The 13,147-nt window shown below is 69.4% G+C and carries 13 protein-coding genes; 12 read left to right on the forward strand and 1 reads right to left on the reverse strand.

Translation table 11 applies throughout. From position 1 onward, the window contains the following. Nucleotides 1-28: 28 nt before the first annotated feature. Both ffh and ftsH read left to right on the forward strand, forming a co-directional pair. Nucleotides 29-1,582 carry a signal recognition particle protein gene (gene ffh / locus ACN20J_RS34285; protein WP_364191055.1) on the forward strand — a complete coding sequence of 518 codons (1,554 nt, stop codon included), beginning with the start codon at nt 29-31 and terminating at the stop codon, nt 1,580-1,582. 172 nt (nt 1,583-1,754) lie between these two features. Beyond that, nucleotides 1,755-3,698 (forward strand): ATP-dependent zinc metalloprotease FtsH, encoded by a 1,944-nt coding sequence (gene ftsH / locus ACN20J_RS34290; protein ID WP_189843569.1) that lies wholly within the window; start codon nt 1,755-1,757, stop codon nt 3,696-3,698. Nucleotides 3,699-4,020: 322 nt separating this feature from the next. Here the strand turns inward: ftsH and ACN20J_RS34295 are convergent, their stop codons facing one another. Beyond that, a complete protein-coding gene (locus ACN20J_RS34295; RefSeq protein ID WP_419667497.1) occupies nt 4,021-4,890 on the reverse strand; it encodes an SAM-dependent methyltransferase in 870 nt (289 codons plus the stop codon). A gap of 201 nt (nt 4,891-5,091) precedes the next feature. Here ACN20J_RS34295 and proS point away from each other — a divergent pair, with 201 nt between their 5' ends. The 10 genes from proS (at nt 5,092) to lepB (ACN20J_RS34345) (ending at nt 13,080) form a co-directional block, all read left to right on the forward strand. Then, a complete protein-coding gene (gene proS / locus ACN20J_RS34300) occupies nt 5,092-6,507 on the forward strand; it encodes a proline--tRNA ligase (RefSeq protein ID WP_419667498.1) in 1,416 nt (471 codons plus the stop codon). Between the two features lie 260 nt (nt 6,508-6,767). After that, on the forward strand, nt 6,768-7,364 hold the full coding sequence (locus ACN20J_RS34305) for a hypothetical protein (RefSeq protein ID WP_107021810.1): 597 nt from the start codon (nt 6,768-6,770) through the stop codon (nt 7,362-7,364). 318 nt (nt 7,365-7,682) lie between these two features. Next, on the forward strand, nt 7,683-8,102 hold the full coding sequence (gene rpsP, locus ACN20J_RS34310; protein WP_055614596.1) for a 30S ribosomal protein S16: 420 nt from the start codon (nt 7,683-7,685) through the stop codon (nt 8,100-8,102). Nucleotides 8,103-8,104: 2 nt separating this feature from the next. Further along, nucleotides 8,105-8,344, forward strand: coding sequence for an RNA-binding protein (locus ACN20J_RS34315; protein WP_003973401.1), 240 nt, complete (start codon nt 8,105-8,107; stop codon nt 8,342-8,344). Nucleotides 8,345-8,449: 105 nt separating this feature from the next. After that, the gene (gene rimM, locus ACN20J_RS34320) at nt 8,450-9,040 is read left to right on the forward strand and encodes a ribosome maturation factor RimM (RefSeq protein WP_189843566.1); all 591 of its coding nucleotides are present in this window, start codon (nt 8,450-8,452) and stop codon (nt 9,038-9,040) included. Next, a complete protein-coding gene (trmD, locus tag ACN20J_RS34325) occupies nt 9,040-9,861 on the forward strand; it encodes a tRNA (guanosine(37)-N1)-methyltransferase TrmD (protein WP_189843714.1) in 822 nt (273 codons plus the stop codon). The genes rimM and trmD overlap by 1 nt, the downstream gene beginning before the upstream one ends. Before the next feature lie 134 nt (nt 9,862-9,995). Further along, complete coding sequence (rplS, locus tag ACN20J_RS34330; protein ID WP_067026952.1) at nt 9,996-10,346, forward strand: 50S ribosomal protein L19; 351 nt, start codon at nt 9,996-9,998, stop codon at nt 10,344-10,346. Between the two features lie 47 nt (nt 10,347-10,393). Next, nucleotides 10,394-11,152, forward strand: a complete 759-nt coding sequence (lepB, locus tag ACN20J_RS34335; protein ID WP_364191063.1) for a signal peptidase I — start codon at nt 10,394-10,396, stop codon at nt 11,150-11,152. Continuing rightward, a complete protein-coding gene (gene lepB, locus ACN20J_RS34340) occupies nt 11,145-12,230 on the forward strand; it encodes a signal peptidase I (RefSeq protein WP_189843564.1) in 1,086 nt (361 codons plus the stop codon). The genes lepB (ACN20J_RS34335) and lepB (ACN20J_RS34340) overlap by 8 nt, the downstream gene beginning before the upstream one ends. Next, nucleotides 12,115-13,080, forward strand: a complete 966-nt coding sequence (gene lepB / locus ACN20J_RS34345; RefSeq protein ID WP_419667499.1) for a signal peptidase I — start codon at nt 12,115-12,117, stop codon at nt 13,078-13,080. Before lepB (ACN20J_RS34340) ends, lepB (ACN20J_RS34345) begins: the two co-directional genes overlap by 116 nt. Nucleotides 13,081-13,147 lie beyond the last annotated feature (67 nt).

The following is a 13,147-nucleotide window of genomic DNA, read 5'->3' on the forward strand; positions in this document are numbered from 1 at the left end:
GCCCCCTACTTGAGGATTCGCGACCGCCGTGTTCGACACTCTCTCCGATCGCCTCGCAGCGACATTCAAGAACCTTCGCGGCAAGGGGCGCCTGTCCGAGGCGGACATCGACGCCACCGCGCGCGAGATCCGTATCGCCCTGCTGGAAGCGGATGTCGCGCTGCCGGTCGTGCGGGCCTTCATCAAGCAGGTCAAGGAGAGGGCCCTCGGGGCCGAGGTGTCGCAGGCACTGAACCCCGCCCAGCAGGTCATCAAGATCGTCAACGAGGAGCTCGTCGGCATCCTCGGCGGCGAGACCCGTCGGCTGCGCTTCGCCAAGCAGCCGCCGACCGTGATCATGCTCGCGGGTCTGCAGGGTGCCGGTAAGACCACGCTCGCCGGAAAGCTCGGCAAGTGGCTCCAGGGCCAGGGGCACGCCCCGCTGCTGGTCGCCTGCGACCTCCAGCGCCCGAACGCGGTGACCCAGCTGAGCGTCGTCGCCGAGCGTGCCGGGGTCGGCGTCTACGCCCCTCAGCCGGGCAACGGCGTCGGTGACCCGGTCCAGGTCGCCAAGGACTCCATCGAGTACGCGAAGCAGAAGCAGCACGACGTCGTCATCGTCGACACCGCCGGCCGCCTCGGTATCGACCAGGAGCTGATGCAGCAGGCCGCGGACATCCGCGACGCGGTCTCGCCGGACGAGATCCTCTTCGTCGTCGACGCGATGGTCGGTCAGGACGCGGTCAACACCGCCGAGGCCTTCCGTGACGGCGTCGGCTTCGACGGCGTGGTCCTCTCGAAGCTCGACGGCGACGCCCGTGGTGGTGCCGCGCTCTCCATCGCGCACGTCACCGGCCGCCAGGTCATGTTCGCGTCGAACGGCGAGAAGCTGGACGACTTCGACGCGTTCCACCCGGACCGCATGGCGTCCCGCATCCTCGGCATGGGCGACATGCTCACGCTGATCGAGAAGGCCGAGCAGACCTTCTCGCAGCAAGAGGCCGAGCAGATGGCCGAGAAGCTGGCCTCCAAGAAGGGCCAGGACTTCACGCTCGACGACTTCCTGGCCCAGATGGAGCAGGTCAGGAAGATGGGCTCCATCTCCAAGCTGCTCGGCATGCTCCCCGGCATGGGCCAGATCAAGGACCAGATCAACAACCTCGACGAGCGTGACGTCGACCGTACGGCCGCCATCATCAAGTCGATGACCCCGGGCGAGCGCCAGGAGCCGACGATCATCAACGGCTCGCGCCGTGCCCGTATCGCCAAGGGTTCCGGTGTCGAGGTCAGCGCGGTCAAGGGCCTGGTCGAGCGGTTCTTCGAGGCCCGCAAGATGATGTCCCGCATGGCCCAGGGCGGCGGCATGCCGGGGATGCCCGGGATGCCGGGCACGGGTGGCGGCGCCGGCCGCTCGAAGAAGCAGCCCAAGAAGGCCAAGGGCAAGCAGCGCTCCGGCAACCCGATGAAGCGCAAGCAGCAGGAGGAAGAGGCAGCCGCGCGCCGCGACGCCGCGGGCCAGGCCGGTGGCGCCTTCGGCCTCCCGGGCGGCCAGCAGCCGCAGGACTTCGAGCTCCCGGACGAGTTCAAGAAGTTCATGGGCTGACGACTTTTCGGTACGAGGCTGGGGGCGCCCTTCTTTGGAAGGGCGCCCCCAGCCTCGTTGTGTGCCGGGTGCAGGGTGCCGGGCGTATCAGGCCTCCGGCCCTGGGCTTCTGTGGTCGCTGCCGGCCCTCTGCGCGCATGCTGGGGCGGCTTTCGTGTCGTAACGTCCGGATATGAGCAGCAATCCCGTGCCGCCGCGCAAGGCCCCCGACCGGCCGTGGCGCTCCGAGGGCACTCCGGAGGAGGAGCCGCCGAAGCCGTCGCCCGGTGGTGGGAGGCGGATGCGCGGCGGCTGGTGGGGCCTGGCCCTCACCGCCCTGGTCGTCTTCCTCGCCGCCTACCTCGGGCTGTCCGTCTTCAACGAGGGCGACGAACCGACGATCTCGTACACGGAATTCAGCAAGCAGGTCGACGACGACAACGTCACCAAGATCTACTCCAAGGGTGACGCCATCCAGGGCCAGCTCAAGAAGGCGCAGGACAACCCCGGGGGCGACGGGAAGTACACCAAGTTCAAGACCCAGCGCCCGGTCTTCGCCGACGACAAGCTCTGGGAACAGCTGGACAGGCACGACGTCACCGTGACGGCCGAGCCGGTGGTCCAGCAGCGCAGCCTCCTGTCGAACCTGCTGATCTCGCTGGCACCGATGCTGCTCCTGGTCGTCCTGTGGATCTTCATCGCCCGGCGGATGAGGACGGGCCTCGGCGGCGCGGGCGGCATGCTCGGCCGCAAGACGCCGCCCAAGCCGGTCGAACTGCAGCCCGGCGCCGAGCGCACGACGTTCGCGGACGTGGCGGGTATCGACGAGGTCGAGGGCGAGCTCAACGACGTGGTCGACTTCCTGAAGAACCCGGACGCCTACCGCAGGATGGGCGCGAAGATGCCGCGCGGGGTGCTGCTCGCCGGTGCGCCCGGCACGGGCAAGACGCTGCTCGCGCGGGCGGTCGCGGGGGAGGCGGGCGTGCCGTTCTTCTCGGCCTCCGCCTCCGAGTTCATCGAGATGATCGTGGGTGTCGGCGCCTCGCGGGTGCGGGAGCTGTTCGCCGAGGCCCGCAAGGTGGCTCCGTCGATCATCTTCATCGACGAGATCGACACCATCGGGCGGGCGCGGGGCGCCGGTTCCGGCATGGGCGGCCATGACGAGCGCGAGCAGACGCTGAACCAGATCCTCACCGAGATGGACGGCTTCTCCGGCTCCGAGGGCGTGATCGTCATCGCGGCGACCAACCGGGCCGACGTCCTGGACCCCGCGCTGACCCGGCCCGGCCGCTTCGACCGGGTCGTCAACGTCTCGCCTCCCGACCGGGCCGGCCGCGAGGCGATCCTGGAGATCCACACCCGGGAGATCCCGCTCGCGCCGGACGTCGACCTCGGCCAGATCGCCCGTACGACGCCGGGCATGACCGGTGCGGAACTGGCCAACCTCGCGAACGAGGGGGCGCTGCTGGCCGTGAAGCGCAAGCAGTCCCAGGTCACCCGGAGCGACCTCTCCGAGGCGCTGGAGAAGGTGCAGCTGGGTGCGGAACGGCCGCTCGTGATGCCCGAGGAGGAGCGGCGGCGCACCGCCTACCACGAGAGCGGGCACGCCCTCCTCGGCATGCTGCATCCGGGCGCCGATCCGGTCCGCAAGGTCACCATCGTGCCGCGCGGGCGGGCGCTGGGTGTCACGCTCTCCACCCCTGACGCCGATCGGTACGCGTACACGGAGGAGTATCTGCGGGGGCGGATCATCGGGGCGCTGGGTGGCATGGCGGCGGAGCATGTCGTCTTCGACGTGGTCACCACCGGTGCCGAGAACGATCTGGAGCAGGTCACCAACATCGCCCGGGGCATGGTCGCGCGCTGGGGCATGAGCGAACGCGTCGGCCGCCTTTCCGCGCTTCCGGGCGACGCCCAGCAGGCGTACGGGCTCTCCGCCGCGCCGGAGACCCTCGACACGATCGAGCACGAGATGCGGCGGATCGTGGACGAGTGCTACGAGGAGGCGTGCGGCATGCTCCGCGCCCACCGGTCCCAGCTCGATGCCCTCGCGGCGGCGCTCCTGGAGAACGAGACGCTGGAGGAGACGGACGCGTACCGCATCGCGGGCATCACCCGCCTGTCGAAGGATGCCTGAGTCCGACTTTCCTCGCCCCCGCCGCCCCTACCCATTCCCGTCCCTTTTCAGAGGCTCCGCCCCCGAACCCCCGCTCCTCAAACGCCGGAGGGGCTGGAGGAGCGGCTGCTTGGTGTTGGGTGCGGGGTGCCTGTGGCGGGGTGCGCGGTTCCCCGCGCCCCTTTCGGGGCGCCCTTGTCGCTCGGTCCTTTCAGCCCGGGTCGGCATTATCAGCCCGTCCGGCGTTTGAGGACGAGCGCGTTCAGCGCGATTCGGGGGTCTGGGGGCGGAGCCCCCAGGGGACGGGAATGGGTAGGGGCGGCGGGGGCGAAGGGAGTTCGGGTCAGGGCGTGCTCGCGATCAGGTAGCGGAAGATGTTCGGCATCCACACCGTGCCGTCACACCGCTGGTGTGGATGCAGCGCCTCGCGGAGCTCCTTGTCGACCTGAGCCTGATCCGTGGCCGCGACGGCAGCGTCGAACAGCCCCGTGGAGAGCAACCCCCGCACCGCGGCGTCCACATCGGCATACCCGAAGGGACAGGAAACCCGCCCGGACCCGTCGGGCCGAAGCCCCGCACGCTGAGCGACCTCCTCCAGATCGTCCCGAAGGGCAGGCCGCCAACTACCCGCCCCCCGAAGCGGATCCGCCAGCTTGGTGGCGACCCGCAGCACAGAGGCGGTGGCACACCGCTCCGGCGGCCCCCACCCCGCGATCACCACAGGAACCCCCCGCCCCACAAGCGGGCGCGCCCCCGCCAGCGACTCGACCAGCCCTTCGGAGTCCCCGCCCACACACCCGATCGGCTCGAAGGCCGTCACCAGGTTGTACGCGGACGGCTCCGGGTCACCCGAGCCGGACGCGAGGTCTGCAGGCTCCCCGTCGACGAGCCGGGTCCCGGCACGCGCACGCGTGCCCCACGCCTGAGGCAGTAACCGCTCCCGCGCGAGAGCCAGCCGCTCGGGCGCGCCGGCATCGACACCGGTGACCCCGGCGCCTCGGGAGGCCGCTATGAGCAGCGCGAGACCGGATCCGCAGCCGAGCCCCAACAACCGGGTGGCAGAGCCCACTTCGAGCCGCTGGTACACGGCCTCGTAGAGCGGGACGAGCATCCGCTCCTGAATCTCGGCCCAGTCACGCGCGCGTGCCCACGGATCCACCCGGGGCACAGTCCCCGCGTGAGGTTGGTGATGCCGCACGAGCGTAGGTGTCATCGAAAGCGCCCCAATCCGCCGAGAGTTGCTTCTTGTGCCCCGTTTCTCCGCCCCCGTGCAGTGCGCGCGCACTCCGCCCCCGTATGCCAGGTAACTCCGCGCTCGTCGTGGCGTCCAGGGGTTACGGAGCCCGGTTTGCGTGCCACCGGCGCGCGCCGTAAAAATTCACATACCGGCAACATGTGCCCGTACCATCGCGCCATGGCAAAGCCACCCGTTCTCACACCCAGGGCCGACGATTTCCCGCGCTGGTACCAGGATCTGATCAACAAGGCCGAGCTGGCCGACAACGGTCCGGTGCGCGGCACGATGGTCATCCGGCCGTACGGCTACGGGCTGTGGGAGCGGATGCAGCAGGAGATGGACGCCCGGATCAAGGAGGCGGGTGCCCAGAACGCGTACTTCCCGCTCTTCATCCCGCAGTCGTACCTGACCAAGGAGGCCGAGCACGTCGAGGGCTTCGCGCCCGAGCTCGCCGTCGTCACGCACGCCGGCGGCAAGGAGCTGGAGGAGCCGGTCGTCGTCCGCCCCACCTCCGAGACGATCGTCAACGACTACTTCTCCAAGTGGATCCAGAGCTACCGCGACCTCCCACTGCTGATCAACCAGTGGGCGAACGTGGTCCGTTGGGAGATGCGCCCGCGCGTGTTCCTCCGTACGACGGAATTCCTGTGGCAGGAGGGACACACGGCCCACGCCACGTACGAGGACGCCCGGGACTACGCCGCGCACATCCACGAGAAGGTGTACGCCGACTTCATGGTGAACGTCCTGGGCATCGACGTGGTGCTGGGGCGGAAGACGCCGAGTGAGCGGTTCGCCGGGGCCGTCAACACCCTCACGCTGGAAGCGATGATGGGTGACGGCAAGGCCCTGCAGATGGGCACCAGCCATGAGTTGGGCCAGAACTTCGCCAAAGCCTTCAACACCCGGTACCTGTCCAAGGAAGGCCGGCAGGAGCTCGTCTGGCAGACCTCCTGGGGGTCCTCGACCCGCATGGTGGGTGGCCTGATCATGTCGCACGGCGATGACAGTGGGTTGCGGGTGCCGCCGCGCCTCGCCCCCGTACAGGCCGTGGTCCTCGCCATCAAGGGCGACGATGCGGTTCTGGCCAAGGTCCACGAGATCGGCGACCGGCTGAAGGCGGCGGGCGTACGGGTCCGGGTCGACGACCGCACGGACGTCCCGTTCGGCCGCCGAGCCGTCGACTGGGAACTCAAGGGCGTGCCCGTACGTATCGAGGTCGGCCCCCGTGACCTGGAGAACGGCACCGCGATGCTGGCCCGCCGCATCCCCGGCGGAAAGGAGCCGGTGGCGATCGACTCCCTCGTACAGTTGCTGCCCGCCGTACTCGAAGAGGACCAGGCCCTGTTGCTGACGCAGTCGCGCGAGCGGCGGGAGTCCCGGACGTCCGAGGTGTCGACGATCGGGGAGGCCGTCGAGGCCGCCGTCGCCGGCGGCTGGGCGCGCATCCCCTGGGCCAACCTCGGGGAAGAGGGCGAGGCCGAGCTCGCGGCGCACGCGGTGACCGTACGCTGTCTGGTCGCGGAAGACGGGTCGGTGCCCGGGAGCGACGACGCACCCGGTAACGTCGCCGTCGTGGCCCGCGCCTACTGAGCCCCGGCATTCCGCCGCGAGAAGGACCGAAACGCCTCTTGCGCATCTGATGACCGCAGGTGCCCCGGCGCGCGGACACCGTCTACAGGCCGCGGCGTACGAGTCACTACGTACCGGCTAGGTGTGAACTGCGAGGCTTCTCCGCAGATCAGCGCACCCGCCCTCGTCAGGACGCATCAGCGGCAACTGACGGGTACGTGCAAATTATTTGGGATGCCCCGGAATAGGAACACAGAGGCACCCCGGCTCGTTGTCATTACGTGAGCACGACACCACCTGTTCTCGCCGCAGAGCTGGCAGGGGCGTGGGCCGACATTCAGCGGCACCACCCCGAGCTGCCAGATCTTGCCGCGCCAGAGTCCCTGATCGGAGAGTCGTCGTCCGCCTGCGGGCACGAGCTCTCCTTCGAACGACTGCTTCACGAAGCAGTCCACGGCATCGCCGCCGCCCGAGGTGTCCGAGACACCTCCCGCGCCGGCCGGTACCACAACCGCAGATTCCTCGCGATCGCCGAGGAGCTGGGCCTGGACCACCCCGAGGAGCCGCATCCCAGCAGTGGCTTCTCGCTGGTCACGCTCAACCCCGAGGCGAAGCGGCGCTACCGCCCGACGATCGAGCGGCTGCAGCGCGCCCTCAAGGCGCACACGGTCGCGACCGCCGCGGACACGGCCCGCAGCTTCCGGGGCCCGGCCGCCCGGCACGGCTCCTCCGGAGGAGGCGTGCGCGTGAAGGCCGTGTGCGACTGCGGGCGCAACGTCCGCGTCGTCCCGTCGGTCCTCGCCCAGGCGCCGATCGTGTGCGGAGGGTGCGGGAAGCCGTTCCGTATCCCGGAGGTGGTCGGCGCCGCAGCGGGGTGAGCGGACAGTCGTCGTAGCGGCGGGCCGTCGTGCCGCCGGGGTGTGCGGGAGAGCGCAGTGGCATCTCGTGGGTGCCGGATTGCGCAGCGGCCCACCTCGACGGCGACACCCGCGGGGCCCGATCGTGCCGCGGGCCGGTCATGCGCTGCCCGGGTCGAGGCCCCGGTCAGGGTGTGGCAGAATGGCCAGCTGTACTCGACAGCCGCACAGGACCCCTCTCTCCTCCGGCTGACGCGTCCATCGGGCACTCGGGTACCGCAACCCCACGCGGCAATTTCGTCGTGCCCAACCACGTCAAGACCAGGAGACACCACTCCAGTGGCAGTCAAGATCAAGCTGAAGCGTCTGGGCAAGATCCGTTCGCCTCACTACCGCATTGTCGTCGCCGACTCCCGTACCCGCCGTGACGGCAGGGCCATCGAGGAGATCGGTCTGTACCACCCGGTGCAGAACCCCTCGCGCATCGAGGTCGACTCCGAGCGTGCGCAGTACTGGCTGGGTGTCGGCGCGCAGCCGACCGAGCCCGTGCTCGCCATTCTCAAGCTGACCGGCGACTGGCAGAAGCACAAGGGCCTGCCCGCCCCGGCGCCGCTGCTCGTGGCCGAGCCGAAGGCCGCGCGCCCGCTGTTCGACGCCCTGGGCGGCGACGACACGGGCAAGGGTGAGGCCATCACCCAGAAGAAGAAGGCTGAGAAGAAGGACGAGGCTTCCGCCGAGTCCGCGTCGACCGAGGCCTGAGCATGCTCGAGGAGGCTCTCGAGCACCTCGTGAAGGGCATCGTCGACAACCCGGACGATGTGCAGGTCGCCTCGCGCAACCTGCGTCGCGGACGCGTTCTCGAGGTCCGGGTGCACCCCGACGACCTCGGTAAGGTGATCGGCCGCAACGGCCGCACCGCACGCGCCCTGCGCACCGTCGTGGGCGCCATCGGCGGCCGCGGCGTCCGTGTCGACCTCGTCGACGTGGACCACGTCCGCTGATGTAGAACGCAGCACCGGCTCGGGCCGGGGAGGGCCATTGGGCCGTCCCCGGCCCGTAGTCGTCTACGCGGCAATGCCGTAGCCACACGACAGGAGATCAGGCAAGTGCAGCTGGTAGTCGCGCGGGTGGGCCGCGCCCATGGCATCAAGGGCGAGGTCACCGTCGAGGTACGTACCGACGAGCCGGAGCTGCGGCTCGGGCCCGGTGCCGTCCTGGCCACGGACCCCGCCTCGGCCGGTCCGCTGACCATCGAGACGGGGCGGGTGCACAGCGGCCGTCTCCTGCTGCGCTTCGAGGGCGTACGCGACCGCAACGGCGCCGAGGCGCTGCGCAACACCCTGCTGATCGCCGAGGTCGACCCGGACGACAAGCCCGAGGACCCGGACGAGTACTACGACCACCAGCTCATGGACCTGGACGTCGTCCTTGAGGACGGCACCGAGGTCGGACGGATCACCGAGATCTCGCACCTGCCCTCGCAGGACCTCTTCGTGGTCGAGCGGGCCGACGGGACCGAGGTGCTGATCCCGTTCGTCGAGGAGATCGTCGTCGAGATCGACCTGGAGAAGCAGCGGGCGGTCATCGACCCGCCGCCCGGCCTGATCGACGACCGGGCCGAGATCGCCTCCTCCAGGGATGCCGATGACGCCTCCTCCGGAGATGCCGAAAACACCTCCGCGGGAGACGAGGCGTGATGCGGCTCGACGTCCTCACGATCTTCCCCGAGTACCTGGAACCCCTGAACGTCTCGCTCGTCGGCAAGGCACGCGCGCGTGGACAGCTGAATGTGCACGTGCATGATCTTCGGCAGTGGACGTACGACCGGCACAACACGGTCGACGACACCCCGTACGGCGGCGGCCCCGGCATGGTCATGAAGACCGACCCCTGGGGCGACGCGCTGGACTCCGTCCTCGCGGACGGCTACGAGACGGGCTCCCACGGGCCCGTCCTGGTCGTCCCCACACCCAGCGGACGTCCGTTCAATCAGGAGCTGGCCGTCGAGCTCTCCGAGCGCCCCTGGCTGGTCTTCACACCCGCCCGCTACGAGGGCATCGACCGCCGTGTCATCGACGAGTACGCGACCCGTATGCCCGTCTACGAGGTGTCCATCGGCGACTACGTGCTGGCCGGCGGCGAGGCGGCCGTCCTGGTCGTCACGGAGGCCGTGGCCCGGCTGCTGCCCGGTGTCCTCGGAAACGCCGAGTCGCACCGGGACGACTCCTTCGCGCCCGGAGCCATGGCCAACCTCCTGGAGGGGCCCGTCTACACGAAGCCGCCCCAGTGGCGCGACCGTGGGATCCCGGACGTGCTGCTCAGCGGCCACCACGGGAAGATCGCCCGCTGGCGGCGGGACGAGGCACTGAAGCGCACGACGGCCAACAGGCCGGACCTCATCGAGCGTTGCGACCCCGCGGCCTTCGACAAGAAGGACCGCGAGATGCTCTCCATCCTCGGCTGGCAGCCCGGCCCCGACGGCCGATTTTGGCGCAGGCCAGAGGCCGTGGAAGAATAGGCGGCTGCTGTACGTCGTCCGGCGTGCGCCCCTGCCACAGGGGGACACGACGCCCGCCCCGACCCGCACGGCCTCCCTTTTGAACACCGACTTCCGTTGATGACCTGTGGCATCGGCGAAGAAAGCAGACGATCATGTCTCACCTGCTCGACTCAGTCGACTCCGCGTCGCTGCGCAGCGACGTCCCGGCCTTCCGCCCGGGTGACACCGTCAACGTCCACGTCCGCGTCATCGAGGGCAACCGCTCCCGTGTGCAGCAGTTCAAGGGCGTAGTCATCCGTCGCCAGGGCGCCGGTGTCCGCGAGACCTTCACGGTCCGCAAGGTCTCGTTCTCCGTCGGCGTCGAGCGCACCTTCCCGGTGCACACCCCGATCGTCGAGAAGATCGAGCTCGTCACCCGCGGTGACGTGCGTCGCGCGAAGCTCTACTACCTCCGTGACCTGCGCGGCAAGGCCGCGAAGATCAAGGAGAAGCGCGACAACTGAGAGCTCGCGCCAGGCTCCGTATGAGGGCCGGATAGCATCTGGCCCCGATGGACGCCGAAGCACAGCACACGGAGCGCGACCGCTCCTCCCACCCCGCCGGATCCGAGGAGATCTCGGACACAGAGGGGACGGAGGAACGGTCGCGTTTCGCGTTGGTGGACCGGGCCGCGGACCGGGTGCCCGGTGGCCGGATCACCCTGACCGTGCTGTTCTGTCTGTTTTTTCTGCTGCTGCTCAGCCGCTTCGTGATCCAGCCGTTCGAGATTCCCAGTGGCTCGATGGAGCCCGGATTGAGGATCGGGGACCGCGTTCTCGTAAATAAGTTGGCGTACCGTTTCGGTGCTGAGCCGAGGCGCGGTGACGTCGTCGTGTTCGACGGCACCGGTTACTTCGGCGACGCCGACTACATCAAGCGTGTCGTCGGCGTGGGGGGAGACCATGTGGTCTGCTGCGACAGGCAGGGGAGGATCGAGGTGAACGGCCGGTCGGTCGACGAGTCGACGTTTCTGTTCCCGGGCGACAAGCCGTCAGAGGTGTCCTTCGACGTCGCGGTGCCCGACGGCACTCTGTTCGTCCTCGGTGACCACCGCGGTGACTCCAGCGACTCCCGCGACCACCTGGGCTCCCCGGGCGGCGGCATGATCCCCGTCGACGACGTGATCGGCAGAGCCGACTGGATCGCCTGGCCCCTCGGCCACTGGACCGGCCTGGAGCACGCCGACGACTACGCGCGCGTGCCCGCCGCCGCGGGACGTGGCGCCCCGGCGTCGAGCGGGCCGAGCGCCGCGGACGGTGTTCATGGGTAACCGCGGCAAGCCCCGCAGCGCCCACAGCGCCGCCGAGGACCTCCTGCCCACCGGTACCCGGCGTACCGGCGGCCCCGTCATGCCCGGCCGGGCCGAGCGGCGCAAGCTCGCCCGCAGGGTCAAGCGGCGCAGACAGCGCTCGGCGATCAAGGAGATACCCCTTCTGATAGGGGTCGCTCTGCTCATCGCGCTCGTCCTGAAGACGTTCCTCGTCCAGGCCTTCGTGATCCCGTCGGGCTCCATGGAGCAGACGATCCGGATCGGCGACCGCGTCCTGGTCGACAAGCTCACGCCGTGGTTCGGCTCCAAGCCCGAGCGCGGCGACGTCGTCGTGTTCAAGGACCCCGGCGGCTGGCTGGAGGACGAACAGCCGGTGGCGAAGGCGGACGACCCCATCGTCGTCAAGCAGGTCAAGGAGGTGCTGACCTTCATCGGCCTGCTGCCCTCCGACAACGAACGGGACCTGATCAAGCGGGTCGTCGCGGTCGGCGGCGACACCGTCAAGTGCTGCGACACCCAGGGCCGGGTGACCGTCAACGGCATGCCGCTCAACGAGCCCTACATCAACCCCGGCGACAAACCCTCCTCGCTCAACTTCGAGGTCAAGGTGCCCGAGGGGCGCCTGTGGGTGATGGGCGACCACCGCTCCAACTCCGCCGACTCCCGCTACCACCGCACCGAGAAGTACAACGGCACCATCTCCGAGGACGTCGTGGGCCGCGCCATGGTCATCGCCTGGCCCATCGGGCACTGGACCCAGCTCAACGAGCCGGAAACGTACGCCTCCGTGCCCGACGCGCCCGGTGGGGCGGGCGTTGTGCTCGGCGCGTCGCATAGGGTGGCCACCGCGGATCGATACGGATTGATCCCGCTCCCGACCCCTGCGGAACTCCCGCTCGTTATGGGAGTGGTGGGCCTGCGTCGCATCCGTCGCAGGCGGCGACACGGAGTGAGGAGTGGATGTGGGGGATTTGGCGGTCGGCGCACGGTCCGGACACGAGGGCCCCGAGGAGCGACCGGAACGACCCGGAGAGTCGGTCCCCCCGGCCGTAGAGGACGACGTGACCGCCGGAAGTGACAACGCCGGTGACTCCGGCGGCGACGGCGGCAGAGACGCGCGGGACGGCGACGGAGCCGCCCCGCAGCCGAAGAAACCGCGGTCCTTCTGGAAAGAACTCCCGCTGCTCATCGGCATCGCGCTCGTTCTCGCGCTGCTGATCAAGACCTTCCTGGTGCAGGCCTTCTCGATCCCCTCGGACTCGATGCAGAACACCCTTCAGCAGGGTGACCGCGTCCTGGTCGACAAGCTCACCCCGTGGTTCGGTTCGGAGCCCGAGCGCGGCGAGGTCGTCGTCTTCCACGACCCCGACAAGTGGCTGGCGGGCGAGCCGACCCCGAACCCGAACGCGATCCAGAAGGGCCTCAGTTGGATCGGCCTGATGCCGTCCGCCGAGGAGAAGGACCTGATCAAGCGCGTCATCGGCGTCGCCGGCGACACGGTCGAGTGCAAGGGCACCGGCCCGCTGAAGGTCAACGGCAAGGCGCTGAACGAGACTTCCTACGTGTACCCGGGCAACACCCCGTGCACCGTGGACGACCTCGGCGGGCAGTTCAAGGTGAAGGTGCCCGAAGGCAAAATCTGGGTCATGGGTGACCACCGGCAGAACTCGCTGGACTCCCGTTACCACCAGCAGGACAAGTACAAGGGCTTCGTGCCCGTGGACAGCGTCGTGGGCCGCGCCATCGTCGTCGCCTGGCCGCCCACCCGCTGGTCGACGCTGCCGGTGCCGGACACCTTCGACCAGAACCTCAGCGCCGCCGCTCCGGGCGCGCTCGGGCTCGCGGGCGCGGTGCCGCTGGTGCTGTGGCGCAGGCGCCGTCTCACCGTCGGGAACACCAGGGTTTCTGGGCCGGGTACCGCCGGGTAGGGTGCCGTCCCAGATCGCCGATCTTCCGCGGCCCGCACCTGGGCCGAGGGGTCGATTCTCCGAGTTG

It is taken from the genome of Streptomyces sp. 2-1, assembly GCF_048564895.1.
GTDB classification, from domain to species: domain Bacteria; phylum Actinomycetota; class Actinomycetes; order Streptomycetales; family Streptomycetaceae; genus Streptomyces; species Streptomyces phaeochromogenes.